We start from the raw sequence: 22,140 nt of genomic DNA on the forward strand, positions 1-22,140 counted from the left end.
TCGGTCAGGGGTGCTCCATGGCCAGGACGGCGGTGGTGGCGGGGGTGAGGGCGGCGAAGGTGTGGGGGGTGTCGCCGGGGTAGGTGAGGTAGTCGCCCGGGTGGAGCTCCACGGGGGAGTCCAGGGGGCCGGCCAGGGCGCGGCCGGTGCTGAGGATGACGTGTTCGACGGTGCCGGGCTGATGGGGTCGGGAGTCCCGGGGGGAGCCCGGTTCGGCGGTGATGCGGTAGAGGTCGCGGCGGGTGGCGGGCGGGCAGGAGGACAGCAGGGTGGCGGTGTAGTCCGCCTCCTGGGAGCGGGTGACGGGGCCCTCGCCGGCGCGGATGAGGTGGGTGCGGGGTCGGGCCGGCTCGACCAGGCGGCTGAAGGGAACCCCCAGCGCCATGCCCAGCGCCCAGATCGTCTCCACGCTGGGGTTGCCGGTGCCCGACTCCAGCTGGGAGAGGGTGGACTTGGCCAGCCCGGCGCGGCGGGCGAGCTCGGTGAGGGTGAGGCCGGCGCGTTCACGCTCGCGGCGGATGGCCGCGGCGATCGTCTTGATGATCCCGGCGGGGGAGGAGCCGGTGTCCGGCATGCCGTGCGTCACGGTGTCCACTCCATGTTCGCTGAAGGAGTCCAGGCGTTCGACTTGACGAACGCGGCCATGGTGTTCATTGTAATGGCCATGAGTTCGTTCTGGCGAACGCCCGGTCGGGCGACACTCCGCGACATCGCGCTGGTCTGCGTCGCCGACGCGCTGGTCGGCGCGTCCTTCGGCGCCCTCGCCGTCTCCGGCGGCCTGCCCCTGTGGGTGCCGGTCGCCATGTCCCTGCTGGTGTTCGCCGGAGGCGCCCAGTTCGCCGCCATCGGCGTCGCCCTGGCCGGAGGCGCGCCCCTGGCCGCCGTCGCCACCGGCCTGGTCCTCAACGCCCGCCACCTGCCCTTCGGCCTGGCCGTCGCCGACGTGCTGTCCGGCCCCCGCTGGGCCCGCCTGCTGGGCTCCCACCTCATGACCGACGAGACCGTCGCCTTCACCCTGCGCCACGACGACCCGGTCCGCCGCCGCGCCACCTACTGGCTGTGCGGCCTGGCCCTGTTCGTGGTGTGGAACCTCTCCGTCCTCCTGGGCGCCCTGGCCGCCCACGCCGTCGGCGACGTCAACGCCTTGGGCCTCGACGCGGCCTTCCCCGCCGTCCTGCTCGCCCTCGTCCTGCCCGCCCTGGCCGACCGCCCCACCCGACACGCCGCCCTGCTCGGCGCCCTGATCGCCGTGGCCGCCACGCCCCTGCTGCCCCCGGGCCTGCCCGTCCTGCTCTCCCTCCTGGCCCTCGTCCCCTTCCTGCCCCGCCTTCGAGCCCCCTCCTGATCCCCGGCACGACATCGGAGACCACCATGACCGCGACCCTGCCGATGGCGGCGATCCTGCTGCTGGCCGCCGGAACCTACGCCTTCCGCCTGGCGGGCCCCCTCCTGCACGAACGCCTCGGCGCCGCCGACCGGCTGGCGGCGCCCCTGGCCATGGCCACCACCGTCCTCCTCCTGGCGCTCGCGGCCACCTCCGCCCTCACCGAAGACCAGGGGTTCGCCGGCTGGTCCCGCACGGCCGGAGTCCTCACCGCGGCCCTGCTGGCCCTGCGCCGCGCGCCCTTCCCCGTCATCGTCCTCGCCGCGGCCGCGACCACCGCGCTCCTCCGCCTGTGCGGCATCCCCTGACCAGATCACCCGAAAAAGCGCACCGATGCGGTTGACAGGCCATCCGGACATCGGCAAGATCTTCAACAGCGTCGCAGTGCACCCGGCAAAGAGATCGCCGAGGGCGCGGAGGCGCCGGAACAATGGGACGATCTTAGTGAGATCCCACGGACACCCGACGGCGTCCGACGACCAGTCGAAGAGAACAGGCACCCGGCACCGCGACCAGCGGACCCTGCCTCGAGAAGACGCCGACACCCCGCCCGCAGAGGGCAGACGACCCCGCAGAGCCCGGCCTCACCGCCGAGCCCTCGGCCCGGCGGTGGAGAAGACGCACCGCGCCCACCGGCCGACCGGGAGAACCGCACGCAGGTCCAAGGCCTCCACCGGTGTGGAGGCAGCGGTGAGCTCTGCCGAAACCCGGCACCGGCCGGACGGCCCCGCCCCACTGCCGCCCGCGGGAACCGCTCCGCCGCCACTACCGGACGGCCCGCCCGGCCTCTCCCCGACGGCCCCGACCAGCCGCTACCGGACGGCCCCACCCGGCTTGGCGGACGGTCCTGCCCGGCCGGTGGAGGAGCACTCCGACCGCGGCAACGGGCGCGGCAACGGGCGCGACGCCGGGATGGACCCGGCCGGTGCGCTGAACGCGCCGCGACACGAGACGCCCATCCGGGTCCCCGCCCGCCGCCGGCGCGAAAGCACCTGCCGACTCCTGGCCCGCCACACTCGCCTGCCCTGACCGCGGCCACGCGGCCGACGGCAGCGCGGCGGGACCAACGCCCTCCTGCCGGGCTCGCACGCGCCTCGGCACCCAGCGGCGCACACCACGCGGCACCCGAGAGCGCTCGCCGCTCAGCGCCATGGCCGGCAGCCCCGGTCGGAGTCTCTGGTCGGCGTTCCCGGTCGGTACCGAACGCATCATCGGTACCGGGCGCGTCAACCGCATCAACGACAGCAATTGCACCAACCACGGCAAACACAGCAATCGAATCAAACTCACTAATCGCGCCAACGACGCCAACCGTGTCAGCGACGGCAACGGCACGCCCGTCGATCATTGGCGGCGCTCATCAACGACATCGCGAGGAGCACACATTGACCCGGGTTCTCATCGAGGAATACGCGGTGGCCGGCCGCGACGACGGGCCGTACGCCATCACGGCGGGACCCGACGGGGCGCTGTGGTTCACCCTGGTCCACAGTGGCGGGATCGGCAGGCTGGTGCCGGGCGGGGAACCCACGCGCCACCGGCTCGACCCGGACTGCGGGCCGACGATCATCGTTCCCGGACCGGACGGCGCGCTGTGGTTCACCCAGTACCGGGCGCACCGCATCGGACGGATCTCCCTCGACGGCGCCGTCGAGGAGTTCACACCGCCCACCCCCGGCTGCGGCCCGTTCGGCATCGCCGCAGGCCCCGACGGCGCGCTGTGGTTCACCGAGACCGCCGCCGACCGCATCGGCCGCATCACCCCCGACGGGCGGATCACCGAGTTCCCGCTCCCGGTCGGCGGCGCGTTCCCCTCCGCGATCACCGCCGGAGCCGACGGCGGGATGTGGTTCACCCTGAACCAGGCCAACATGATCGGCAGGATCGGCACCGACGGCGCGGTCGCCCTCCACCCCCTGCCGACCGAGGCCGCCGCACCCGTGGGGATCACCGCAGGCCACGACGGCGCCCTGTGGTTCGTCGAGATCGCCGCCGGCCAGATCGGCCGCATCACCCCCGACGGGCGGATCACCGAGTTCCCGCTCCCCGACCGCGCCGCCCGGCCGCACGCCATCACCACCGACGGGAACGGCGCCGCCTGGTTCACCGAATGGGGCGCCAACCGCGTCGGCCGCATCACCGCCGACGGCGCCATCGAGGTCCACGACCTGCCCACCCCCGCCTGCGAGCCGCACGGCATCGCCCTCGGCCCGGACGGCGCGTTGTGGACGGCGCTGGAGACCGGCGCGCTCGCCCGCATCGCCCCCGTCCGCACGACTCCCGACAACGCCTGAACAGGAGACCCGTATGACCGTCACCTTCAACCACACCATCATCGTCTCCAAGGACCGCAACGAGTCCGCGCTCTTCTTCCGCGAGCTGTTCGACCTGCCCGAAACGCTCTCCTGGGGGCCGTTCACCAACGTCCGCCTCGACGAAGGAGTGCTGCTGCAGTTCGCCGAACCCCCCGTCGAGGAGATCCAGATGCAGCATTACGCGTTCCTCCTCGACGACGACCTGTTCGACCGTGCCTACGCCCGCCTGAAAGACCGCGGCATCGAGCACTGGGCCGACCCCCAGATGAAGCTCTCCGGCCAGACCAACACCGAGCACGGAGGCCGCGGCGTCTACTTCAAGGACCCGTCCGGACACGCCATCGAACTGATCACCCGCCCCTATTTCTGAACCGTTCCTCAACAGCGTCCAGGAAGGGCATTTGCTCCCGACTCCGGATCTGCGCGCATCCCGATCGGATGCGCTGGGCTCCCTTGTTCGCTGTGTCCCCGTCCGGCGACGTGCATCGTGTGCACGCCCCGTGACGGGTGGGAGGGTTCTCTCACGCCCTCGTACGGGGCCTGGTCCGGCCTGGGCGGTCCGATGCCCCGCAGTATCGCTCTGGTGCTGCGGGGCCGTGCCGTCCGTCACCGGATCGGATGCCCGAGGGCGCGTCGCCCGATCGCGATACCAGAGGCACCCAAAGACGGAGGCCCCGGCCGACGGAAACACGGCGACCGTACGGGACACACTGGTCAAAGCACGAGCAAGCAGTCCTGCGGCGCTGCCGCGACCCCAACGACCGCGGCAAACCTTAAAACCTCAAACGGCGTGCGGTACGGCCGCGACCTCAACAGGGCGCGTGATCTCCAGGGCCTCGCCCTCGCGGCGAACCCCAAGGCCTTCAATGACGCACGGCGAACTCCAAGACCCCAGCGGACCTCAGTGTCTCAGCGGCGCACGTTGAGCCTCAGAGCTTCAACGGTGCGCCCGTTCCCCGCCGGCCTGCGCACCCGTATCCCGGACGGGGGCCGCATCTCCCGTTCGGCCATCGCCAGTGCCTGCTCGTCTCTCATGCCCCGACAACGATCAAGGTAGATCGAAGTTCCACGGCGGCGCCGGAGCAGGCCGCAGGCCGGTGGCGCTGCACGCCGGTCGGTCCCCGGCGGCGTGTGCGGCCGGGTGCGCCGGCCCTGCCGCTGCCGAAGCCGCACGGCGAGGACCGGCGAACGCCTGCCGCCCGCGCCTGCTTCGCCTTCGCACAGCCGGTGCGGGAGCTGGTGCGTGGGGCATGGACTGAAGACCCAACTACCGGAGCGGTCGTCTTCGGGCAGGCCGATCCCGGCGGCCATGTCGGTCATACGGTTGTTGTTCGCGCTCGCGGCCCTGGCCGAGACAGGAGGCGGCCGGATGACTCCTTCTGCTTCGCCTTCACGCAGCTGATGCGGGCGATGCGGGAGCTGGTGCGTGGGGCACCGGATGGCTCCTTCCATGTGTTCTGCCCGGGTGCCCCTCTTCGAGGCGGCGCCGGACGGCTCCTGTGCGTGCGTTCTGCTCGGCGCCCGGCGGGCGGATCTCTTTTCGCCGAGCGTGCAGAAGGCGTCCCGGTGGTGCGTCTGCGCAGGTCGGCGGGTCAGGACAGGGCGGTGACGGCCTGGCGGAGGGCGGCCTGTTCGGAGTCGGGCAGCGTGCGGGTGGCGTGGAGGGTGTGCAGGGCGGTGGAGAGGCGCAGGCGGTCGTCGGGGGTGCCCAGGTCGCCCAGGAGCGAGGGCAGCAGGAGAGACAGGGATTTCAGGTCGCGGCGGTCGCACAGGGCGGCGGCCAGGGAGTCCAGGAGGGCGGCTGCGGGGTTCGGCGGCAGGGCGCCGCAGGCGCGCAGGCCCTCGGCGGCGGCCAGGCGGAGCCCGTCGGCGTACGGGCCAGGCGGGACGTCCGCCAGGCGTTCGGCGGCCAGGGTGAAGTGTTCGCGGGTCTGCTCGGGGGAGTCCAGGTCGCGGTGGGCGTGGGCGATGTTCAGGTGCAGGGAGGCGTAGAAGCCCTTGACGCGGTCGTCGGCCACGCGGTCGGCGCGCTTCAGGCACTCCTGGTTCCAGTGCAGGGTGTCGTGCGCGGTGGGCTGGTGGCGGGCGAGGTAATGGGCGGCGATGCAGGCCTCGTAGTCGTCGGCCGCGGTCTCCCACGCCTGCCGGAAGAGGTCGCGGGCGTCGTCGTCGCGGCCTTCGGCCTCGGCCTGCATGCCCTGGGAGCACAGCACGACCACGGGGTTGTCGGGATTCATGGGTCTTCCTTTTCGATGTCGTCGGTGGACCGGCGGACGCGTGAGCGGGTCCGCAAAGGGGGGTCTCAGGCGCGGACGGGCATGACCAGCGTGGTGAAGCTGCCCTGGTCGGCGGAGCGGACCACGACGGGCCGGTCGGGGGCGGAGATCTCCAGCAGCACGTCGGGGCCCACGCTCGTCTCCAATGCAGGCAGCAGCACCCGGGGGTCGAAGTGCACCCGTGCGGGTGGTCCCGTGCACACCGCGGGCAGTGCCGTCTCCTTCAGGCCGGGCCCGCTCACGAGGAGGCTTTCCCCGCCGCCGTGCAGCAGGACCGGCTCCACGTCGGGGGCCGGCTGCCCGGCCGGAAGGTCTTCCACGGCGCCGTGACCGCTGTCGTCCCCGGCCGGGCGGCCGGGCCGCAGGCGGGCCAGCAGGGCGGCCAGGGGTTCGCGGGGCGTGATGACGCGGTGGCGGGCGGGGGACAGGTCCTGCAGGACGAGGCGGTAGGAGGGGAAGGGCTCGGCGAGGACGGGGAGGTGGAAGCGGCGGGGGCCGTCGTGCAGGTGGACGTCCGGGCCGCTCAGGTCGATCTCGACCTCGGGCAGGGGCAGCAGCCACGGGACGGCCCGCTGGAGGGCCTCGACGGGCACGGCCGCCTGGCGGGGGCCGCCCGTTGCCGATCCCGCGGGCAGGGTCCGGACGGACAGCCGGTAGCGGTCGGTGGCGGCCAGGCGCACCTCGTGCCCGTCGAGTTCCAGCAGCACGCAGCCCAGGACGGGGAAGCGGCCGAGGGTGGCGCCGCGGGCCACGGCGGATGCGACCTGGCGGATGGCTCCGGCCAGTTCGGGGCCGCCGAGACGGGCGCACACCGGTTCGGGGCCGTCGGGCAGGCCGCGCAGCAGCTCACCGATGACCGCCTGGGCGGCGAGCGCGGCCTCGCGGGTCTTGTCGGCGTGCCGTTGCAGGACGGCCCGCGCCCGGTCGGCGGGCCCGTCCAGGACCACCGAGGCGTCCGGCAGCGGCATCCCGGCGTCCCGCAGCCGCCGCACCAGCACGGCCCGCTCCTCCTGCTCGGGCGCGTAGGAGCGGTAGCCGGTCGCCGCGTCCACCCGGGCGGGCGGCAGCAGCCCGCAGTCGTCGTAGAACCTCAGGGTGCTGGGCGCCAGCCCCACCCGCCGCGCGAACACCCCGATGCTCATCAATCCGCCGGTCTCGTCCATGGACGTGATTGTGGGCGTTCAACCTGCTTGAAGGTCAAACCGGGGCGGGAGCACCGCCCCGCGCGCCCCGGCGGGGCACCTGCCTTACCGGGCCGTCTTCGTCACGGTGCGGCGAGCCGGTCCAGGCGGTCGTACTGTTCACCGCTCAGCCGCAGGTACGCGGCGGCGACGTTCTCCTCCAGATGGGCGATCCCGGCGGTGCCGGGGATGGGGAGCATGACGGGGGAGCGCTGCAGCAGCCACGCCAGCGCGACCTGCGCGGCCGTGGCGCCCGTCTCGGCGGCGACCTCGGCGATCTCGCCCGCGTCCTGTGAGGCGGCCGGGTGCACGGGCCGCCACGGAAGGAAGGCGATCCCCGCCGCCTCGCACGCCTCCAGCACCGCCTCGTGCTCACGGTCGAGCACGTTGTAGCGGTTCTGCACGCTGGCGATCTCGACGATCCCGCGCGCCTCCTGCAGCTGGGCGACGTTCACCTCCGACAGGCCGATGTGGCCGATCTTCCCCTGCGCCCGCAGGTCGCGCAGCGTTCCGACCTGGTCGGCCAGCGGCACCTGGGGGTCCACGCGGTGCAGCTGCAGCAGTTCCAGGCGCTCCACCCGGAGCCGACGCAGCCCGTCCTCGACCTGCTCGCGCAGGAACTCCGGCCGCCCGCACAGATCGGCCTCCCCTCCCGGAGGCGGCGGCGCGACCCCCACCTTCGTGGTGACGAGCAGCTCCGGCGGGTACGGGTGCAGCGCCTCAGCCAGCAGTTCCTCGTTGGCGCCCCACCCGTACAGGTGCGCGGTGTCGATCAGCGTCACGCCCAGTTCGACGGCCCGCCGCGCCACCGCGACGGACGCCTGCCGCTGCGGTCCCGCCTCCGTCGGCAGGCGCATCGCGCCGAACCCGAGCCGCCCCACGGCCTTCTCGCCGCCGATACGGAATGTCTCCACCGGTCCAGCCCCCTCATGTCCCCACTACACCGCCAAAACCATCCTTTCAGGATCTTGCGTCTCCCCGCCTGGCAGAGTGAGAACAGCACCCGAGAGAAACGAGAGACCGTGCACATCGAACTGGACCACATCGTCCTGTGGGTCGCCGACCCGATCCGCTCCGCCGAGTTCTACGCCACCGTCCTGGAACTCACCCCGCTGCGCCTGCAGGAGTTCCGCGACGGCACCGCGCCCTTCCCCAGCGTCCGCGTCAGCGCCGGAACCATCATCGACCTGGCGCCCCTGCCCCTGGCCGCGGGCCTGAACGCCGCGGGGGAGGGGACCGCGGGCCACCCCGTCAACCACCTGTGCCTCAACCTCGACCACGACGGCTACCTCGCCCTCAAGGACCGCCTGGCCGCCCACGGCATCCCCGTCCCCCTCACCATGAAGGACTCCTTCGGCGCCCGCGGCCACGCACCCGAGACCCTCTACTTCACCGACCCCGACCGCAACGTCATCGAAGCCCGCTACTACGCCTGACCCCGCACACCGACCGCGAACCCCGACCTGCCGTCACCCACGGCGACAGAAGAGTTACTGTTCGGGTATGGGATCACACCGACGAGCCCCCTCACGCACCCGCCGCCACGCCGGTACCGCACTGGCCGTCCTGATGTCCTCCGCCCTCACCCTCGCCCTCATCACCCGCGCCGCGCCCGCCCCGCCCGGCGCGCCGGCGCCCCTACCCGAAACACCCCGCGCCGCCCGCCCCGCCGCCCCGCCCCTGGTCGTCAATGGACGCCTGCAGCCCGCGACCCGCGACGTCCCCACCCGCGCCTCGGGCCGCTACCTCATCGCCCCCGGCACCGACACGCCCCGCCACCACCGCCACCGCCCCGTCCGCTACCTCGTCGAAGTCGAAAAAGGCCTGCCCTTCACCCCCCGGGAGTTCGCCCGCGACGTCCACCGCATCCTCACCGACCCGCGCGGCTGGCCCGCCGGCTTCCAGCGCACCGACCGCGAACCCGTCGACCTGCGCGTCTCCCTGACCAGCCCCGCCGTCGCCCGCCGCCACTGCCGGCCCCTGGACGTCGGACTGCGCCTGTCGTGCTGGCAGGGCAGCCGCGCCGTCATCAACGCCACCCGCTGGGCCCGCGGCGCCGCCTCCTACGGACGCGACCTGGCCACCTACCGCGAATACCTCATCAACCACGAGGTCGGGCACGCCCTCGGCCACGGCCACCGCACCTGCCCCGGCCCCGGACGGCCCGCCCCCGTCATGGTCCAGCAGAGCATCTCCCTGTACGGGTGCGCGCCCAACCCGTGGCCGCGCCGCCACGCCTCACCCCGCATCGACCGCTCCCACAGCGCCCTGGCCACCGTGCTGCGCCGCGCCGTCGGCTGACCTCACCCGGCCGCGCGGCGGCCCGCCGCCGAGGCCATGCCCAGCCACGTGTGCGGGTTGCCGACCCAGCACCAGCCGAGCTTGGGCGCCCGCCGGCTGATCCAGATCGCCGGGACGCGCCGGTCCCCGCACCGCGAGCCGCCCAGCGAGAAGCACTTGTTCTTCACCAGCACCTGCGGGAAGAGCGCGAGCAGCGCGATGCCCTCCTCGATGGTCAGCGCGGTGCGGCCCCTGGCCGCGATGGCGTCGAGCGCCTCCTGGGGGACCACTCCGCAGAACTCCTCCCCGCGCTCGACGCCCACCAGCAGGTAGGCCTTCGGGTCACCGGGAAGCCGCACCTCCTTCGTGGCGGTGAACCGCTCGAGGGAACCCGGCTCGAAGGACCGGTCGACGAACCCCGGCTCCCTGCCGCCGCGCAGGACGGTGAGCCGCATCGCCTCCTCGACCGCCACCACCTCCCGGGTGAGCACCAGCACGAACGGCACCCGCCCCGCCGCCGGATCGCACTCCCGCGCGCCCAGGGCCACGGCCTGTTCGCGCAGCGGCGTGACGAGCGCGCGGAACTCCGCCTCGCCGAGCCCCGCCGCGGACGGGAAACCCGCCTCGACCAACCCGCGCACCTGCCGGTCGAACTCGGCACCGGCGTCCAGCTCCGTACTGGGGACTTCGTGCAAGACCATCTCCTTCTCGGTCTCCCGATCGAAAACCCCCGGCGGCCACCGCCGGGGGAGGGGCGGGAATCTCAGCCGCCCAGCCGCTGGTAGCGGCGCACCGCCAGCGGCAGGAACACCGCGGTGATCACCGCGGGCCACAGGACCGCGGGCCACACGCCGTAGGAGGCCGTCCACGAACCGTCCACCGCACCCGGATTGCCGAACAGGTCACGGATCACGGTGACGGTCGCCGACATCGGATTGGCCTCCGCCAGGAAGGCCACCCATCCCGGCATGCCGGACGGCGACGCGAACGCGTTCGACAAGAACCCCACCGGCCACACCAGGATCTGCATCACCACCACCGCCTCCGGCGAGGGGAACCGCACCCCCAGGTAGATGCCGAGCCACAGGAAGGCGAACCGCAGCCACAACAGCAGCGCCACCGCCACCACGACCCGCCCGAACCCCTCGTGCCAGCGCCAGCCGACGGCCAGCCCGCACCCCATCATCACCAGCAGGCCCAGCGCCGAGTTCAGCAGGTCGGCCGCCGACCGCCCGAGAAGCACCGCGCCGGGCGTCATCGGCAGGGTGCGGAACCGGTCGGTGACGCCCTTGGCCGCGTCCGAGGCCACCGCGGTGAACGTGCCCTCGATGCCGAACACCATCGTCAGCGCGAACATCCCCGGCAGCAGGAACTCCTCGTACCCGCCCTCGCCCGGCACCTGCATGCCGCCGCCCAGGATGTACACGAACATCACCACGATCAGGACCGGGAACAGCAGCCCCACGATCACCTGCGCCGGCTGGCGCACCCAGTGCAGCAGCGCCCGCCTCGTCAGCGTCCAGCCGTCGGCCACCACCCACGCCGCACTCGTCACGACTCCTCCTTTGCCGCCGTCAGGTGCAAGAACACCTCGTCCAGGGTGGGGCGGCGGACCGCGATGTCCTCCACCCCGATTCCCTCCTCCTGCAAAGCGCGCATCACCGAGGTCAGCGCGCCGATCCGGTCCGCCACCGGCACCCCCAGCCGGCGCGCGTCGGCGTCGGCGGCGGGGCGGGCGCCCACGGCCCGCTCCACGATCCGCGCCGCCCGCTCCAGCTCGCCGTGCTCGCGCACCACCAGGTCGAGCCTGTCCCCGCCCAGCAGGTCCTTCAGCTGCCCGGCGGTGCCCTCGGCGATGACGCGGCCGCTGTCGACGACGCTGATGCGGTCGGCGAGCCGGTCGGCCTCCTCCAGGTACTGGGTGGTCAGCAGGACCGTCGCGCCCCCGCCGACCAGGGACCGCACCGACTCCCACACCTCGGCGCGCGCCCGCGGGTCCAGGCCGGTGGTCGGCTCGTCCAGGAACAGCACCCTGGGGGAGCGGATGAGGCACACCGCCAGGTCCAGCCGGCGCCGCATCCCGCCGGAGTACCCCGACACCGGACGCGACCCGGTCTCGGCCAGGCCGAAGCGCTCCAGCAGCTCGCCCGCGCGCCTGCGCGCCTCCTTGGCCCCCAGGTGGTGCAGCCGCCCGAACAGCTCGAGGTTCTGCCGTCCCGACAGGACCTCGTCCAGGGCGGCGTGCTGGCCCAGCAGCCCGATCGCGGCCTTGACCGCCGCGGGCTCGGACACCGCGTCGTGCCCGGCGACGCGGGCGGTGCCGCCGTCGGGGCGCAGCAGCGTGGTCAGCACCCGCACCGCGGTGGTCTTGCCCGCCCCGTTGGGCCCCAGCAGGCCGTGGACGGAGCCCGCCGGGACGGCCAGGTCGAAGCCGTCCAGGGCCCGGGCGCCGCGGAAGGCCTTCACCAGGCCCCGCGCGTGGATCTCCATGCCCGCCCTCCTATTCGGTATGGTGTACGGAGTTGTTGCCGGAGAGAACCGTACGGCATGCGGAGTTAATTCCGTACAACCTACGGAGATAATGTGAGGTACACCACATGGCCGACCGCAAAAGGCCCGACCCCGGCCGTGTCCTGGCCCTCCTGTGGGGCGCCCCGCCGCCCCCGCCCTCCCGCGGCCCCCGCCCCAAGGTCACCCTCGACCAGATCATCCGGGCCGGCACCGACCTCGCCGACGCCGAAGGGCTCGACGCCCTGTCCATGCGCCGCGTCGCCGAACGCCTCGGCGTCGGCACCATGTCCCTGTACACCTACGTGCCGGGCCGCACCGAACTGCTCCACCTCATGTACGACCGCGCCGTCGGCCCCACCCCGCCGCCCCCCGGGGGAGCCACCTGGCGCCAGGCCCTGCGCCACTACGCCCACCTCGACCGCGACCTCCACCAAAACCACCCCTGGACCCTGTCGGTCGCCACCCCCGGCCTGATGCTGATGAGCCCCAACAGCACCGCCCGCGCCGACGCCGTCTACGGCGCCCTGGCGCCCCTGGGCCTGCCCGCCGCCCGGCAGGCCGCCATCGCCGGCAGCGTCGACGCCTACGTGCGCGGCGCCTGCCAGGCCAGCGGCGCCGTCCTGACCAGCGCCGACCTCGACGGCGGCTTCGCCGACCACGACGACTACGACCGCTGGTGGAACGAGGCCGCGCCGCACCTGACCGAACTCGTCACCCGCGAACGCTTCCCCCACCTGTACGCCGTCTGGGAGGCCGGGGCTTTCGAGGAGTTCGGCGACGCCGCCTTCGACTACGGCCTCGACCGCCTCCTGGACGGCATCGAACGCCGCCTCGAGGAGGACCGGGAAGGCGGGGGAGAGGGGGAACTGCGGGGGCCCGCGCCGGACGCGGGACCCCCGTGACGCCTGCCGATGCGGTAAGTGGCCGCGCGCCGCGGTTTCCACCATTCCCGATCACCGATGGGGCGGGAGCGTTCCCTTGCACAGTGTCGAACGCGAGCGTTGCACCGTTGTCAGCACCTGATGAACAGGCTGTGACAACCACTTATCACTCGAAGCGTTCGATCTGTCACTACCCACGACCTATCTATGTTTATCTAAAAAATCTTTGGATAGCGGGCATTTCACCCTGCCGGTTGGCATGATCGAACACGCGCCGCACCCGGCCCGCGACCACCCGACCAGCAGAAAGCACCCCCATGCACGAACCACTCCCCGAAATCGACACCACGACCCCGCACTCCGCCCGCGTCTGGAACTACTGGCTCGGCGGTAAGGACAACTACCCCGCCGACCGCGAGGTCGGCGACCAGGTCCGCCAGGTCTACCCCGGCATCGTCGACGTCGCCCGCCACACCCGCGCCTTCCTCGGCCGCGCCGTCCGCCTCCTGGCGGGGGAGAAGGGCATCACCCAGTTCCTCGACATCGGCACCGGGCTTCCCACCGTCGACAACACCCACGAGGTCGCCCAGCGCGCCGACCCCGCCTGCCGCATCGTCTACGTCGACAACGACCCCCTGGTCCTCTCGCACGCCCGCGCCCTGCTGACCAGCACCCCCCAGGGCGCCTGCTCCTACATCCACGCCGACGTCCACGACCCCGGCGACATCCTGCGCCAGGCCGCCGAGACACTGGACCTCACCCGCCCGGTGGGGCTGATGATGCTGGGCATCCTCGGCAACGTCTGGGACCACGACGAGGCGATGGCCGTGCGCGACGAACTCGTCGCCGCCCTGCCGCCGGGCAGCTACCTGGCGCTGGAGGACGGCACCAACGCCGTGGACCCCGAGGCCGCCGCCGAAGCCGAGAAGACCCGCGCCGAGGCCGGCGACCCGTACCGGCTGCGCACCCCCGAGCAGATCGCCGCCTTCTTCCACGGCCTGGAACTGCTCGAGCCGGGAGTGGTGTCGGTGTCGCACTGGCGCCCCGAAGCCGAACCGCACGGCCTGCCCGCGGAGGTCACCGCCTACTGCGGCGTCGCCCGCAAGCCCTGAACCCGCTCTACTTAACATAATGTGCATTATCAACCTGCGACGGAAGAGGGGGGAGGGGCACCTCACACCAGCAACTCCGCCAACCGCGCCGCGTTCCGCTGCGAATGGTCGCCGCAGCAGTTGTTGAACACCACATGCGTGGTCTCCGCCCGCCCCGCCAGCTCCCGGACCCGCCCCGCCCACACGCCGAGCTCCTCCTCGCCGTACAGGTAGGCGAACTTCTCGTACACGCTGGAGCTGTCCCACCTGTCGCTGTGCCCGTGCAGGCGCACCACGGCCAGGTCCGACGTCGCCTCCAGCACCGGCGGCACCGACGAACGGTGCCCCTGCGGCATGTCCACGCCGACGTACGCCAGATCGTGCCGCCGGAGAAACCCCAGCGTCGCCTCCCGGTCGCTCGGCGACAACCACGTCCCGTTGCGGAACTCCACGCAGACCCGCGCGGGCGCGCACCGCTCCTTCACCTCCAGGACGTACTCCCGGTTGCGCCCGCCCGCGGTGAACCACGGCGGGAACTGGAACAGCAGCGCCCCCAGCTTCCCCGCCTCGCGCAACGGCCGCAGCGCGCCCAAGAACCGCTCCCACACCTGCTCGACCACCCTTGCGGGCACGTCCTTCAGGTACACGCTCCCGCGCGCCGGCACCTGCTCCCGCAGATCCTTGTACAGCCTGTCCACGCGCGTGGGATGCCCCGTGAGCAGCGAGAACGCCTTCACGTCGAAGACGAAGTCCTCCGGAGTGCGATCGCGCCACTGGCAGACCGTCCGCTCGGCCGGCGGCGCGTAGTACGTCGCGTCGACCTCCACCAGCGCGAACCGGGAGGCGTAGAACCGCAACCGCGACTCGGCGGTCTTGGCCTCCGGCGGATACCAGCCCGACTCCAGCAGCGTCCTGTCCGTCCAGGACGCCGTCCCCACCAGGATCTCCCCCATGCGGCCAGCCTAAGCAGGCGGTGGATGGGACGGACGTGACGCCAGGGATTTCACACACGTTACGGCTGTCATGATCCGGCCATCTGTTACCCCATGACAGATATTGACTGGCCAGTAACCACTGCCTACGTTTCCTTCTGGAATTCGCACCTTGAAGAAAGGCTTCGCAAGGTGACACGACCGCAGGGCTGCCGACCCCCGTCGACGGCCCCTCGCAGTGAGGCGGACCCGACACCCACGACCCTTCCGACGAGCAGCGCGCGACCGCGAAAGCCCCCGTCGCCGAGTCCGCCGCACGCCCGTCCGCGAGGGCCCGCCCCGGCGCCCTGACGGTCCACGACCGGGCCGGCCGACCCGGCACCGGCCGCGCCCCCCAAGCGCGGTTCTCTCTCCGCCCACCCGACATGGGCGGAGGGAGAACCGCTCGGCCCCAGCCTAAACCGCAGGGACCAGCATGAACGGCCGCACCAGGCCACATCCCGCCCGCGCGCGGTCCCCCCGCGCGCCCGTTTCCGGACAGAGGAGACACATGTCCCGCATCAAGACCCTCGCCCTGGCCTCGGCCGCCGCCACCACCGCCGCCCTCGCCCTGGCCGCACCGGCCTCGGCCTGGACCGGCGGCCCCATCACCGCCACCCTCTCCCAGCCCCTGACCATCGAGTCGAGCATCGGCGGCGGCACCTGCACCACCTCCACCCTGGGCGGCTCCGTCACCCCCGCCGGCGCGCTCACCGTCAACTCGGCCTCCATCACCGGCTGCAGCGGCGACTTCCCCATCACGGTCACCACCCAGAACCTGCCGTGGGGCGGCAACCTCGGCGGAACCACCGCCTCCATCACCGGCTTCCGGGTGAGCGCGGCCATCACCGTGCCGATCTTCGGCAACATCACCTGCATCTACGGCGGCAACCTCAGCGGCTCCCTCAGCGGCTCCGCGCCCTCGGTCACCGCCACCTTCGACACCAGCGTCAGCAAGGTGAACTCCGGCAGCCACTTCTTCTGCCCGGGCACCGCCGACATCACCGGCCAGTACACCATCACCGGCTCGGGCCTGTGACCTGCGGGCCCAGCCGGCCCGACACCGGCTGAGCCCGTCCCGTGCGCCGCGGCCCCGGCACCGTCCGGGGCCGCGGCCGTGGGAGCATCGACCCCATGGAGCGGGTACTCGTCTCAGGCATCTCCGGCGCGGGCAAGACCACCCTCGGCCGCAGGCTGCAGGACCTGCTGGCACTGCCCCACCACGAACTCGACGCGCTGCACCACGGCCCGAACTGGACACGGCGCGCGGAGTTCGAGGCCGACGTCGAGGCGTTCTCGGCGGGGCCGCGCTGGGTGACCGAGGACCAGTACCACTCCCTGCTGGGCGACCGGCTGTGGCGGCGCGCCGACACCGTGGTCTGGCTGGACCTGCCGCGCCGCACGGTGATGGGGCGCGTGGTGCGGCGCTCGGCGGCGCGGGCGCTGACAGGCCGGGAGCTGTGGAACGGCAACCGCGAGTCCTTCGGCCAGTGGCTGGAGGCCGACCATCCCATCCGGTGGGCGTGGAGCCGGTACGAGCGCAAGCGGGAGAAGACGCTCGAGCGGATCGGGCGGAATCCGGGGCCGGCCGTGGTGCGGCTGGACTCCCCTGGCGAGGTCCGCCGGTGGCTGGCCTCCCTCCCCCGTGCCGGGCGGTTCGTGCCCGGAGGCGAAGAAAGGTAACCCGACAGAAGGGGGATTCTGTCTGGTTAGTGCCACTTTGTTGCAGTTCGTACGGTTTGGCCATCATGTCGAGTCCTGTCCGCGCTTGCCGCACCCGTCCCTAATCCCTAGTATTCCAGTCGGTTTAGCATTGTCGATCTGAGAAGAGGGAAAAGTGGCCGATCAGGAAGGTGTCGGGCGCAGGACCGCGCTGACCGCTGGACTGGCCGCCGGGGTGGCGGGCGTGGCGCTCGCGGCGAGGCCCGCCGAGGCGGCGCCGGGCGAGCGGGAGTTTCGCGCCGCTCCCCCGCGGCGCCGCCCGGACCGCCCCAACGTGCTGGTCATCCTGGGCGACGACCTGGGCTGGGCCGATCTGGGCGCCTACGGCTCGCCCGACATCAAGACGCCGCACCTGGACGCCCTGGCGCGCCAGGGCGTGCGTTTCACCGACGCCTACTCGGCGGCGGCCGTCTGCTCCCCCACGCGGTTCGCGCTGTACACCGGGCGCTATCCGGGGCGGCTGCGCGGCGGCCTGGAGGAGCCGATCGGGCGGGCGGGCGAGCAGATCGGCATCCCGCCGGAGCATCCGACGCTGGCGTCGCTGCTGAAGGGCGCGGGGTACGCCACCGCGATGTTCGGCAAGTGGCATTGCGGTTTCCTGCCGTGGTTCAGCCCGCTCAAGTCGGGGTGGGAGGAGTTCTTCGGGAACCTGTCGGGGGCGGTGGACTACTACTCCAAGCTGACCAACGGCGGCGCGGTGGACCTGTACGAGGGCGAGGTGCCGGTGGAGTCGCTGGACTACTACACCGACACCATCGCCGACCGGGCCGCTGATTTCATCCGCCGCCGCCGGGGCGGGCGGTGGCTGCTGAACCTGAACTTCACCGCGCCGCACTGGCCTTGGGAGGCTCCGGGCGACCGGGCGACCAGTGCCGAGATCACCCGGCGGATCAGGGCGGGTGAGGGCAGAGCGCTCTTCCATGAGGACGGCGGTTCGCTGGAGACGTACCGCAAGATGGTGGAGAGCCTGGATGCGGCGGTGGGCAGGGTGTTGCGGGCGTTGCGTGACAGCGGTCAGGAGCGCGACACCCTGGTGTTGTTCAGCAGTGACAACGGTGGTGAGCGGTTCTCCTACAACTGGCCGCTGTCGGGTGAGAAGGGCGGCTTGAACGAGGGCGGTATCCGGGTGCCGAACATCCTGCGGTGGCCGGCGGCGATCCGGGCGGGTCAGGTCAGCCGGGTGCCGGTGGTGACGCAGGACTGGACGGCGACGATCCTGGAGGCGGCGGGGGTGTCGCCTTCGCCGGAGTATCCGCTGGACGGCCGCAGCCTGGTCCCGTACCTGCTGCGGGGGGCGCGGGCGCCGGAGCGGGATCTGTTCTGGCGGACGAGGTCGCAGGGCGCCTTGCGGCGGGGTGGCTGGAAGTACCTGCGTTCGGGGTCGGCGGAGTCGTTGTTCGATCTGGGTGCCGATGTTCGCGAGCAGGCCGATGTGGCCGGGCGGCGTCCGGAGGTGGTGCGGGAGTTGCGGGCGCGCTGGGAGGAGATCGAGGGGGGTCTGCTGCCCTATCCGGCGTGAGGTCCTGCGGGGTGGCAGGGAACTCACCCGGTCGGCCGGACCCGGATTCCCGCGGCGGGGTGTCCGGGTCCGCGCAGGCGGCTGCCCGGCGGGCCCGGTGCGGCGGGGTCGCGGGTCACAGTGCGCCGCGGCGCCATTCGCTCAGCAGGAGGTAGCCGAGGTAGCCGCCGCCCAGGGCCATGGTGTAGATGCCGACGGGCAGGGTGGTGAAGAGCGGGAGCTGCTGGGCGGCCAGGTCGGCCAGGGCCAGGAGGAAGGCTCCGGCCAGTGCCGACATGGCGAGGTTGGGGCCGGGGGCGCGGGTGCAGCGGCGTGCGATCTGCGGGGCGCACAGGGAGACGAAGGCGATGGGGCCGGCGGCGCTGACGGCGGCGGCCGACAGGATGATCGACAGGACGACGGCGGTGGTCCTGATGCGGGCGGGGCGGGTGCCCAGGGCGGTGGCGGTGTCGTCGCCCATCTCCCCCACCGTCAGGTCGCGGGCGATGAGGGCGGTGAGGGGGGCGGTGAGGGCGACGGCGAGCCAGATGGTGGCGGCGTCCTCCCAGGAGCGGGCGTTGAGGCTGCCGTTGACGTAGGCGGTCAGGACGCTGGCCTTGTCGCGTTCGATGGCGTAGACGGCGTACTGGATGATCGCCTGGGCGACGGCGGTGACGCCGATGCCGGCGACGATGAAGCGTCCCGGGCTGCGAAAGCCCGTCCCGGTGGACAGGTAGACGATGGCCATGGCCAGGACGGCGCCGGTCAGGGCGCCGAGGGGGACGGGGAGGAGGCCGGGGAGGAAGAGCGCGACGATGGCGGCGCCCGCGCCTGCTCCGGCGCCGATGCCGATGACGTCGGGGCTGCCCAGGGGGTTGCGGGTGACGGACTGGAAGAGGGTTCCGGCCAGGCCGAAGGCGGCGCCGACGCCGAGGGCGACGATGAGGCGGGGGCCGCGCAGGCGTTCCAGGACGAAGGCGTTCTTGCCTTCGGCGTCGCCCAGGAGGGCGGCGGGCAGTTCGGCGGGTGCGATGCCCAGGCGGCCGAGGGTGAGGGTGGCGGTGGCGGTGGCCAGCAGGAGGGTGAGGAAGGCCGCGGCGGTGGCCAGGGTGCGCGGGCGCAGGGTGCGGCGGGGGGTGGTCGCTCCGCGGGCGGTCATGCGTTCTTCCTCATTTTGCGGACGGCGATCAGGAGGGCGGGTGCGCCGACGAAGGCGGTGACGATGCCGACCATGAGTTCTTCGGGGCGCAGGACGAGGCGTCCGATGATGTCGGCGGTGAGCAGGAGGGAGGGGCCCAGCAGGAGGGAGAAGAGGATCTGGAGGCGGAAGTCGGTGCCGATGAGGGCGCGTACGAGGTGGGGGACGGCCAGGCCGACGAAGGCGATGGGGCCGGTGGCGGCGGTGGCGGCCGCGGCCAGGAGGGTGGCGGTGAGGAGGCCTGCGGCTTTGGTGCGGGCGGGTTTGGCGCCCAGGGCGGTGGCGGAGTCGTCGCCGAGGGCGACGGTGTTGAGGGGGCGGCCGAGGGCGAGGGCGGCGGTGAGGCCGGTGGCGGCCAGGGGCAGGACGGTCCAGAGGATGTCGAAGTCGCGTCCGGCCAGGGAGCCGACGACCCAGAAGCGGTAGTTGTCGAAGACCTGGGGTTCGCTGAGGGTGACGGCTTGGATGAGGGCGTTGAGGACGGCGGCCAGGACGGCGCCTGCCAGGACGAGGCGGACGGTGCTGGTGCCGCCTCGGCGGGTGCCGATGAGGTGGACGACGGCTCCGGCGGCGAGGGCGCCGGGCAGGGACCACCACAGGATGTCGTGTTGGCCGGAGACGCCGAGGTAGGCGGTGGCCAGGACGATGGTGGCCGAGGCGCCTGCGTTGATGCCGAGCATGCCGGGGTCGGCCAGGGGGTTGCGGGTGACGCCTTGCATGAGGGTGCCGGCGACGGCGAGGCAGGCTCCGGCGAGGATGCCCAGGGCGGTGCGGGGGTGGCGGCTTTGGAGGACGGCGGTGTGGTGGGGGTCGCCGTTGCCGGTGAGGGCGTTCCACAGGTCGTGCGGGGGGATGTGGAGGTTGCCCAGGGCGATGCTGGCCAGGGTGGTGGCGGCCAGGAGGGCGAGTGCCAGGGCCAGGGAGAACGCCAGTCGCGTGGCGCCGGGTCGGGCGCCACGCGACGGGTGTGGGGTGCGGGTGGTCATCGGGGGCGGGGTGTCACTTGGCCTTGGCGGCGGCCTCGTCGATGAGGGGGAGGAAGCGCTCGATGGTCCAGGGGACGGTGAGGGGGTTGATCATGGAGGAGGCGGTGACGAAGGAGTTGTCGTCGCTGGCCACGACGGCGCCGTTCTTGACGGCGGGGATGGCGGCGTACAGGGGCTGGGCTTCGATTTCCTTGCGGGTCTTGGCGTCGGTGTAGAAGGTGAAGACGACGTCGCTGTCCTTGAGCTTGTCGGCGTTCTCCAGGCCGATGACGGCGGAGTCGGTGCCTTCGGTCTCCTTGAAGGTGGAGATGACGGGGTCGGGCTTGAGGCCGAGGGAGGCGACCATTTCGGCGCGCTGTTCGGTGGGCAGGAAGACGCCGAGGGTGCCGGGGCCGTCGGTGTAGATGTAGGAGAAGGTGAGGTTCTTGTAGTCGGGGCGGCTCTGGGCGGCGTCGTTCAGCTGCTTCTTGATGTCGCCGATGAGCTTTTCGCCGTCGTCGGGCTTGCCGAGGGCCTTGGCGACCGTGGTGATCTGCTGGTCCCAGTCGGTGCTCCAGGGCAGGTCGGGGTAGGCGACGGTGGGGGCGACGTCGTTCAGGAGGTCGAACTGCTCCTGGGTGATGCCCGACCAGGGGGCGAGGATGACGTCGGGGTCGAGTTCGACGATGGCCTCGATGTCGAGTTCTTCGCCGCCGGTGAACTGCTTGGGCGGTTCCTGGCCTTTTTCGGTGACGGCTTCGTGGATCCAGGGCAGGTAGCCGGTCTTGTCGCTGCCCCAGGGGTAGCTTTCGATGCCGACGGGGGTGTTGCCCAGGGCGATGGCGGTCTCGGCGGAGCCCTGGCCGAGGGTGACGACGCGTTCGGGCTGCTCGTTGATGACGGCGTCGCCCAGGGCGCTGGTGATGGTGACGGGGAAGGCGGCGGCGGTGGTCTTCTCGCCGGTGCCGGTGGTGGTGTCGTCGCTGGAGCCGCAGGCGCCGAGGAGGAGGGTCAGGGTGGTGGCGGCGGTGGCCACGAGGGCGGGGCGGCGCAGGGAGCGGAGGGTGAGCATGGGTGGTTCCTTGGTTCGTGGTCGGTGAATCGGGCGCACCAAAACCGGCGTGTCGGCACCAGTGATAACTGGTTAGGTGAGCCTAACCTACACTCCTTTTTGTTGGCGATCTGTCCGGAATGTGAGGTCCGGTGGCGGGGGTGCCCGCGGCGGCGCCGGGCATAGGGTGGCGCTGGTTCGCGGAAGGGGGATCGGTGCCCAGACTGGTCGATCACGCGGCGCGGCGGCGGCAGATCGCCGAGGCGCTGCTGGCGGTGGCGAGCGAGCGGGGGCTGCACGCGGCCACGATGCGCGAGGTGGCGGCCGAGGCCGGCGTGTCGCTGCGGCTGGTGCAGTACTACTTCCACAGCAAGGACGAGTTGCTGGCCGGGGCGCTGGAGCACCTGGCGGCCCGGCTCGGCGAGCGGGTGCGCGCGCGCACGGCCGGGGCGCGCGACGTGCGGTCCCTGCTGCTGGGGACGTTGTCGGCGGTGCTGCCCGACGACGAGGACGGGCGGCGCGTGATCCTCACCTACCACGCCTACTACGCCCACGCGCTCTCCCGGGGCGGGCCTTCGGAGCAGGGGGCGCGCGACGCGGCGGTGCTGGAGGGGCTGCTGGCCTCCCAGGTGGCGCGGGCGCAGGAGGAGGGCCTGGTGGCGGCGTCGCTGGATCGCGGCGCGGTGGCGGCGGAGCTGCTGGCGGTGGCCAACGGGCTGGGCATCAGCGTGCTGACGGGGCGGCGGGACGGGGCGGCGGCCCTGGCGGTGCTGACCGGGTGTGTGGACCGCCTCCTGGGTTCGTGATACACAGGTA

Annotated in this window: 25 protein-coding genes; 13 read left to right on the forward strand and 12 right to left on the reverse strand. The window is 72.5% G+C overall.

Annotation, left to right across the window (positions count from 1 at the left end; translation table 11 throughout):
- Positions 1-4 precede the first annotated feature (4 nt).
- Positions 5-586, reverse strand: coding sequence for a helix-turn-helix domain-containing protein (locus C2865_RS41545; RefSeq protein WP_269802744.1), 582 nt, complete (start codon positions 584-586; stop codon positions 5-7).
- Positions 587-664: 78 nt separating this feature from the next.
- On the opposite strand from C2865_RS41545, the gene C2865_RS25635 reads away from it, so the two are divergent.
- The 5 genes from C2865_RS25635 to C2865_RS25650 all read left to right on the forward strand — a co-directional run bounded on the left by C2865_RS25635 (position 665) and on the right by C2865_RS25650 (position 4,069).
- Positions 665-1,345 (forward strand): AzlC family ABC transporter permease, encoded by a 681-nt coding sequence (locus C2865_RS25635; protein WP_106401332.1) that lies wholly within the window; start codon positions 665-667, stop codon positions 1,343-1,345.
- Positions 1,346-1,371: 26 nt separating this feature from the next.
- Entirely contained in the window at positions 1,372-1,692 is a 321-nt protein-coding gene (locus tag C2865_RS25640; protein ID WP_106401102.1) for an AzlD domain-containing protein, read from the forward strand.
- A 382-nt stretch (positions 1,693-2,074) separates the two neighbouring features.
- A complete protein-coding gene (locus tag C2865_RS39575) occupies positions 2,075-2,413 on the forward strand; it encodes a hypothetical protein (RefSeq protein WP_157963914.1) in 339 nt (112 codons plus the stop codon).
- Between the two features lie 356 nt (positions 2,414-2,769).
- The gene (locus C2865_RS25645) at positions 2,770-3,678 is read left to right on the forward strand and encodes a Vgb family protein (RefSeq protein ID WP_106401103.1); all 909 of its coding nucleotides are present in this window, start codon (positions 2,770-2,772) and stop codon (positions 3,676-3,678) included.
- Between the two features lie 13 nt (positions 3,679-3,691).
- On the forward strand, positions 3,692-4,069 hold the full coding sequence (locus tag C2865_RS25650) for a VOC family protein (protein WP_106401104.1): 378 nt from the start codon (positions 3,692-3,694) through the stop codon (positions 4,067-4,069).
- Between the two features lie 539 nt (positions 4,070-4,608).
- Here C2865_RS25650 and C2865_RS41550 read toward each other — a convergent pair.
- The 4 genes from C2865_RS41550 to C2865_RS25670 form a co-directional block, all read right to left on the reverse strand.
- Positions 4,609-4,734, reverse strand: a complete 126-nt coding sequence (locus C2865_RS41550; RefSeq protein ID WP_269802745.1) for a hypothetical protein — start codon at positions 4,732-4,734, stop codon at positions 4,609-4,611.
- A gap of 557 nt (positions 4,735-5,291) precedes the next feature.
- On the reverse strand, positions 5,292-5,936 hold the full coding sequence (locus C2865_RS25660) for a hypothetical protein (protein WP_106401105.1): 645 nt from the start codon (positions 5,934-5,936) through the stop codon (positions 5,292-5,294).
- 65 nt (positions 5,937-6,001) lie between these two features.
- Entirely contained in the window at positions 6,002-7,138 is a 1,137-nt protein-coding gene (locus C2865_RS25665) for a DNA polymerase III subunit beta family protein (protein ID WP_106401106.1), read from the reverse strand.
- A gap of 101 nt (positions 7,139-7,239) precedes the next feature.
- Positions 7,240-8,070 (reverse strand): aldo/keto reductase, encoded by an 831-nt coding sequence (locus C2865_RS25670; RefSeq protein ID WP_106401107.1) that lies wholly within the window; start codon positions 8,068-8,070, stop codon positions 7,240-7,242.
- A 108-nt stretch (positions 8,071-8,178) separates the two neighbouring features.
- On the opposite strand from C2865_RS25670, the gene C2865_RS25675 reads away from it, so the two are divergent.
- Entirely contained in the window at positions 8,179-8,592 is a 414-nt protein-coding gene (locus C2865_RS25675; protein WP_198653591.1) for a VOC family protein, read from the forward strand.
- Positions 8,593-8,659: 67 nt separating this feature from the next.
- Positions 8,660-9,457, forward strand: a complete 798-nt coding sequence (locus C2865_RS25680) for a DUF3152 domain-containing protein (protein ID WP_232835810.1) — start codon at positions 8,660-8,662, stop codon at positions 9,455-9,457.
- A gap of 2 nt (positions 9,458-9,459) precedes the next feature.
- On the opposite strand, the gene C2865_RS25685 is transcribed toward C2865_RS25680, so the two are convergent.
- From C2865_RS25685 to C2865_RS25695, 3 genes are all read right to left on the reverse strand, one after another.
- Positions 9,460-10,131, reverse strand: coding sequence for a DUF5701 family protein (locus C2865_RS25685; protein ID WP_232835811.1), 672 nt, complete (start codon positions 10,129-10,131; stop codon positions 9,460-9,462).
- Positions 10,132-10,199: 68 nt separating this feature from the next.
- Entirely contained in the window at positions 10,200-10,991 is a 792-nt protein-coding gene (locus tag C2865_RS25690) for an ABC transporter permease (RefSeq protein ID WP_106401111.1), read from the reverse strand.
- On the reverse strand, positions 10,988-11,926 hold the full coding sequence (locus C2865_RS25695; RefSeq protein ID WP_106401112.1) for an ATP-binding cassette domain-containing protein: 939 nt from the start codon (positions 11,924-11,926) through the stop codon (positions 10,988-10,990). Before C2865_RS25695 ends, C2865_RS25690 begins: the two co-directional genes overlap by 4 nt.
- Positions 11,927-12,033: 107 nt before the next feature.
- Here C2865_RS25695 and C2865_RS25700 point away from each other — a divergent pair, with 107 nt between their 5' ends.
- A complete protein-coding gene (locus C2865_RS25700) occupies positions 12,034-12,849 on the forward strand; it encodes a TetR/AcrR family transcriptional regulator (RefSeq protein ID WP_106401113.1) in 816 nt (271 codons plus the stop codon).
- A gap of 296 nt (positions 12,850-13,145) precedes the next feature.
- The gene (locus tag C2865_RS25705) at positions 13,146-13,940 is read left to right on the forward strand and encodes an SAM-dependent methyltransferase (RefSeq protein ID WP_106401114.1); all 795 of its coding nucleotides are present in this window, start codon (positions 13,146-13,148) and stop codon (positions 13,938-13,940) included.
- Positions 13,941-14,002: 62 nt separating this feature from the next.
- Here C2865_RS25705 and C2865_RS25710 read toward each other — a convergent pair whose 3' ends face one another.
- Positions 14,003-14,872, reverse strand: a complete 870-nt coding sequence (locus tag C2865_RS25710) for a DUF72 domain-containing protein (RefSeq protein WP_106401115.1) — start codon at positions 14,870-14,872, stop codon at positions 14,003-14,005.
- Between the two features lie 529 nt (positions 14,873-15,401).
- On the opposite strand from C2865_RS25710, the gene C2865_RS25715 reads away from it, so the two are divergent.
- The 3 genes from C2865_RS25715 to C2865_RS25725 all read left to right on the forward strand — a co-directional run bounded on the left by C2865_RS25715 (position 15,402) and on the right by C2865_RS25725 (position 18,131).
- Positions 15,402-15,929, forward strand: coding sequence for a hypothetical protein (locus tag C2865_RS25715; protein ID WP_106401116.1), 528 nt, complete (start codon positions 15,402-15,404; stop codon positions 15,927-15,929).
- A 95-nt stretch (positions 15,930-16,024) separates the two neighbouring features.
- Complete coding sequence (locus C2865_RS25720) at positions 16,025-16,573, forward strand: P-loop NTPase family protein (RefSeq protein ID WP_106401333.1); 549 nt, start codon at positions 16,025-16,027, stop codon at positions 16,571-16,573.
- Between the two features lie 154 nt (positions 16,574-16,727).
- Complete coding sequence (locus C2865_RS25725; protein WP_106401117.1) at positions 16,728-18,131, forward strand: sulfatase-like hydrolase/transferase; 1,404 nt, start codon at positions 16,728-16,730, stop codon at positions 18,129-18,131.
- 115 nt (positions 18,132-18,246) lie between these two features.
- Here C2865_RS25725 and C2865_RS25730 read toward each other — a convergent pair whose 3' ends face one another.
- From C2865_RS25730 to C2865_RS25740, 3 genes are read right to left on the reverse strand one after another with little or no spacing between them, the layout of a single operon-like run.
- Positions 18,247-19,269 (reverse strand): FecCD family ABC transporter permease, encoded by a 1,023-nt coding sequence (locus C2865_RS25730; RefSeq protein WP_106401118.1) that lies wholly within the window; start codon positions 19,267-19,269, stop codon positions 18,247-18,249.
- Positions 19,266-20,294, reverse strand: a complete 1,029-nt coding sequence (locus C2865_RS25735; RefSeq protein ID WP_106401119.1) for a FecCD family ABC transporter permease — start codon at positions 20,292-20,294, stop codon at positions 19,266-19,268. Before C2865_RS25735 ends, C2865_RS25730 begins: the two co-directional genes overlap by 4 nt.
- Positions 20,295-20,307: 13 nt before the next feature.
- Complete coding sequence (locus C2865_RS25740) at positions 20,308-21,345, reverse strand: iron-siderophore ABC transporter substrate-binding protein (protein ID WP_106401120.1); 1,038 nt, start codon at positions 21,343-21,345, stop codon at positions 20,308-20,310.
- A 194-nt stretch (positions 21,346-21,539) separates the two neighbouring features.
- On the opposite strand from C2865_RS25740, the gene C2865_RS25745 reads away from it, so the two are divergent.
- Entirely contained in the window at positions 21,540-22,130 is a 591-nt protein-coding gene (locus tag C2865_RS25745; RefSeq protein WP_198653592.1) for a TetR/AcrR family transcriptional regulator, read from the forward strand.
- The last annotated feature ends 10 nt before the right edge of the window (positions 22,131-22,140 follow it).

Origin of the sequence: Actinocorallia populi, assembly GCF_002995495.1 — a bacterium.
In the GTDB taxonomy this organism is placed as follows: domain Bacteria; phylum Actinomycetota; class Actinomycetes; order Streptosporangiales; family Streptosporangiaceae; genus Actinocorallia; species Actinocorallia populi.

Bases quoted from the DNA above. Each gene is read 5' to 3' on its own strand.
- C2865_RS41550 (WP_269802745.1), bottom strand. From the start codon at position 4,734: ATGAGAGACGAGCAGGCACTGGCGATGGCCGAACGGGAGATGCGGCCC.
- C2865_RS25700 (WP_106401113.1), top strand. From the start codon at position 12,034: ATGGCCGACCGCAAAAGGCCCGACCCCGGCCGTGTCCTGGCCCTCCTG.
- C2865_RS25715 (WP_106401116.1), top strand. From the start codon at position 15,402: ATGTCCCGCATCAAGACCCTCGCCCTGGCCTCGGCCGCCGCCACCACC.
- C2865_RS25710 (WP_106401115.1), bottom strand. From the start codon at position 14,872: ATGGGGGAGATCCTGGTGGGGACGGCGTCCTGGACGGACAGGACGCTG.
- C2865_RS25665 (WP_106401106.1), bottom strand. From the start codon at position 7,138: ATGGACGAGACCGGCGGATTGATGAGCATCGGGGTGTTCGCGCGGCGG.
- C2865_RS25720 (WP_106401333.1), top strand. From the start codon at position 16,025: ATGGAGCGGGTACTCGTCTCAGGCATCTCCGGCGCGGGCAAGACCACC.
- C2865_RS25650 (WP_106401104.1), top strand. From the start codon at position 3,692: ATGACCGTCACCTTCAACCACACCATCATCGTCTCCAAGGACCGCAAC.
- C2865_RS25735 (WP_106401119.1), bottom strand. From the start codon at position 20,294: ATGACCACCCGCACCCCACACCCGTCGCGTGGCGCCCGACCCGGCGCC.
- C2865_RS25640 (WP_106401102.1), top strand. From the start codon at position 1,372: ATGACCGCGACCCTGCCGATGGCGGCGATCCTGCTGCTGGCCGCCGGA.
- C2865_RS25660 (WP_106401105.1), bottom strand. From the start codon at position 5,936: ATGAATCCCGACAACCCCGTGGTCGTGCTGTGCTCCCAGGGCATGCAG.
- C2865_RS25695 (WP_106401112.1), bottom strand. From the start codon at position 11,926: ATGGAGATCCACGCGCGGGGCCTGGTGAAGGCCTTCCGCGGCGCCCGG.
- C2865_RS25635 (WP_106401332.1), top strand. From the start codon at position 665: ATGAGTTCGTTCTGGCGAACGCCCGGTCGGGCGACACTCCGCGACATC.
- C2865_RS25740 (WP_106401120.1), bottom strand. From the start codon at position 21,345: ATGCTCACCCTCCGCTCCCTGCGCCGCCCCGCCCTCGTGGCCACCGCC.
- C2865_RS25680 (WP_232835810.1), top strand. From the start codon at position 8,660: ATGGGATCACACCGACGAGCCCCCTCACGCACCCGCCGCCACGCCGGT.
- C2865_RS25730 (WP_106401118.1), bottom strand. From the start codon at position 19,269: ATGACCGCCCGCGGAGCGACCACCCCCCGCCGCACCCTGCGCCCGCGC.
- C2865_RS25705 (WP_106401114.1), top strand. From the start codon at position 13,146: ATGCACGAACCACTCCCCGAAATCGACACCACGACCCCGCACTCCGCC.